Origin of the sequence: Elioraea sp. Yellowstone, assembly GCF_006704265.1 — a bacterium.
In the GTDB taxonomy this organism is placed as follows: domain Bacteria; phylum Pseudomonadota; class Alphaproteobacteria; order Acetobacterales; family Acetobacteraceae; genus Elioraea.
Window position 1 is genome coordinate 1 of sequence record NZ_VIKA01000250.1, and the last position, 2,598, is coordinate 2,598.

Sequence of the window (2,598 nt, forward strand, 5' to 3'; positions counted from 1 at the left end):
GCGCGCGGCCGCCCCACCAGCCCCGCGCGCGATACCCTCCGCACAAAGGTCGAGCCTTTGTGCGGAGGGTATCAGCGCGCCGCGCGCGCCGCCGCGACCGCCTCGCGCAGCCGCTCCAGCGGCACCGCGCCGGGCAGCAAGGTTTCACCCACCACATAGGCCGGCGTGCCCTGGATGCCGAGCGCCTGGGCGAGCCGCAGGTTCGCGTTCAGCCGGCGCATCACCTCGGCACTCTCCATGTCGCGCCTGAACCGCGCCGGATCGAGCCCGACCTCGACGGCGAGCTGCACGAGCCCCGCCTCGTCCGGCTCGCCGCGCAGCCGCATCAGCGCGTCGTGGAAGGGCGCGAACCTGCCCTGCGCATGAGCCGCGAGCGCGGCGCGCGCCGCCGTCACGGAGGCCGGGCCGAGGATCGGGATCTCCTTAACCACCACCCGCACGCCCGGATCGCGCGCCACGAGTTCGGCGACCACCGGGTGCATCCGCCGGCAATAGGGGCAGCGATAGTCGGTGAACTCGACCAGCGTCACCTCGGGCCGCACCGCGCCGAACCAGGGATCGCCCGGATCGCGGAACAGCGCCTCCGCGTGCGCCGCGATCGCCGCCTGGCCGCGCGCCCGCTCGGCCTCGAGCTCGGCCTGCTGCATCGCCGCGATCGCATCTGCGAGGATGGTCGGATCGGTGCGCAGGGCCTCGCGCAGGATCTCGACGATCGCGGCGCGCTGCGCCGGGGTGAAGACCTGCGCCGGCTCCGGTGCGGCCGCCGCCGGCAGGGCCGCGAGCGCGGCGGCAAGCCCGAACATGCCGCCTCTCATCGCCGCCGCTCCTCGCGCGCGATCGCGGCCGCGCGGCTCAGGTCCTGCGCGCGCAGCTTCGCCGGCCCCGGCGGCAGCAGGCGTTCGGCGCGCGCCGCCATCTCGCGCTGGGTGCGCAGGTCGCCCTTGAGTGCTGCCTCCTCGGCGAGCGCCAGCGCGGAGCGGCCCATCTCGCCGAGCTTGCCGTAGGCGATCCCCAGGGTGCGCCAGGTGAAGGGCGCGTCCGGATCGAGCCGGGTCGCGGCCTCGAGCTCGGCGACCGCCGCGCGCAGCATCGCCGGATCGTCGAGATCGACCATCACCCGGCCGAGGCTGGCCCGGATCAGCGGCTGGTTCGGCGCCAGCCGCGCCGCCTCGCGATAGGGCTCGAGCGCCTCCTGCGGCCGGCCGCTCTCGTGCAGCACCTGACCCTTCATCTCGCGCAGCCAGGGGCTCGCGGGCCGTTCGGCGATCAGGCGATCGAGCGCGGCGACCGCCTCCGCGCTCCGGCCCTGGCGGAAGGCGAGGATCGCGCGCGCGTAGCGGGCGGGGGCCGAGCCGTCCGAGGCCGGGTAGAGGCGCGCGACCGACCCGCCCTCGAGGAAGGCGACCAGCTTGGCGCGCACCATCGCGAAGGCGTCCTCGAGCGCCGCCGGCATGGGCGCGTTCGCGGCGGGCGAGCGGGCGAGCTGCTCGGCGAGGAACTCGATGCGGTCGCGCGTCAGCGGGTGGGTGCGCACATAGGGGTCCTGGCTCTCGGTGAGCAGCAGCTCCTGCGCCGAGAGCCGCTCCATGAGCCTGAGCAGCCCGGCGGGCGACCAGCCGATCCGCCCGAGATAGGTCACCGCCGCGAGATCGGCCGCGTTCTCCTGGGTGCGGGTGAAGGCGAACAGCTCGCGCATCGCCAGCGCCTGGCCGCCCGCGCCGATCGCGCTCGCCGCCCCGCCCTGCCCGGTCGCCGCGGCGGCGCCGAGGCCGAGCAGCATGGCCGCGATCGCGCGGATCATCGCGTTGCGCATCTCCTCGGGCAGCCGGGCGAGATGGCCGCCGGCGATGTGGCCGGTCTCGTGCGCGAGCACGCCGGCGAGCTCGCCCACCGAGTCGACCGCGGTGATCAGCCCCGAATGCACGAAGAGCCGGTTGCCGGTGGTGACGAAGGCGTTTATCGAGCGGTCGCCGATGATGATCGTCCGTACCAGCCCCCGGTTCAGTCCCGCGGCGGCGAAGAGGGGGCCGTTGATGGCGGCGAGCAGGGATTCGGTCTCGGCGTCGCGGATCAGCGTGATCGCCCGGCCCTGCGCTGCCGCCGGCGGCGGCGCGAGCGCGACCACGGCCGCCAGTGCCGCCGCCGCCGCGCGTCGCCCGAGCCCTGAGCGGATCCATCGCATGGCGCCGACTATAGGCCGGCACGCCCGCAACGGAATCCTCGCTCTAGCCGCTGTGATGCTGGCCGGCTGCACCAGCCTCGGCGGCGTGATGGACGGCCTGCTCGGCCAGTCCGGCCCGCCGCTCGGCAGCCCCGGCCATGTGCGCGGCTTCCTCGGCGGGGTCGCGGTGGAGGAGCCGCGCGCCGCGCTGGTCGGGCGCGAGATCCTGGCCGCCGGCGGCACGGCGGCGGATGCCGCGGTCGCGATCGGCTTCGCGCTCGGCGTCACGCTGCCCTCGCGCGCCTCGCTCGCGGGCGGCGGGGTGTGCCTCGCCTACCAGCCGGAGCGGGACCAGGCGATCTCGGTCGCCTTCCTGCCGCGCGCGCCGGCGCGGCTCGATCCGCGCGCCGACCGGCCGGCGGCGCTGCCCGGCACGC

At 76.0% G+C, this 2,598-nt stretch carries 3 protein-coding genes; 1 reads left to right on the forward strand and 2 read right to left on the reverse strand.

Going from position 1 to position 2,598, the window contains the following annotated elements; genetic code table 11:
• Positions 1 to 71 precede the first annotated feature (71 nt).
• Positions 72 to 815: a DsbA family protein gene (locus FK498_RS18335; protein WP_141857103.1), complete on the reverse strand. Its 744-nt coding sequence runs from the start codon at positions 813 to 815 to the stop codon at positions 72 to 74.
• Positions 812 to 2,182, reverse strand: a complete 1,371-nt coding sequence (locus FK498_RS18340) for a M48 family metalloprotease (protein ID WP_141857106.1) — start codon at positions 2,180 to 2,182, stop codon at positions 812 to 814. The genes FK498_RS18335 and FK498_RS18340 overlap by 4 nt, the downstream gene beginning before the upstream one ends.
• Here FK498_RS18340 and FK498_RS18345 point away from each other — a divergent pair.
• Positions 2,181 to 2,598: gamma-glutamyltransferase (locus FK498_RS18345; protein WP_202614927.1), on the forward strand; the 418-nt coding region annotated here is incomplete at its 3' end. The genes FK498_RS18340 and FK498_RS18345 overlap by 2 nt on opposite strands.